The following is a 223-nucleotide window of genomic DNA, read 5'->3' as shown; positions in this document are numbered from 1 at the left end:
CAGGCCCGTCGCGTTCAGGTTGTTGGTATTGGACAACAGGTAGCTGTAGGTCGCCTCCGCCACCTGCACCGCGTTCTGGTTGATGCCCGACACCACGCCCTGGCCCGGCGTGACCGCCACGCCGTTAATCATCAGCGTCAGGGTATCGGCCCCGCTGGCGGTCGTCGCGCTGATCAACTGCATCGCCGAGGCCCCGCGGTTCTGATCGAGGATCGACAGGTTC

At 65.0% G+C, this 223-nt stretch carries 1 protein-coding gene; it reads right to left on the bottom strand.

The features are described 5' to 3' along the window. On the bottom strand, positions 1 to 223 hold a 223-nt coding region (locus WG891_RS26915), incomplete at both ends, for a hypothetical protein (protein WP_337265141.1).

The sequence above is a fragment of the Serratia sp. MMO-28 genome (assembly GCF_037199905.1).
Lineage (GTDB): Bacteria > Pseudomonadota > Gammaproteobacteria > Enterobacterales > Enterobacteriaceae > Chania > Chania oryzae.
The sequence above is the reverse complement of the archived record's forward strand: the minus strand, read 5'-3'. Positions and strand labels throughout refer to the sequence as shown.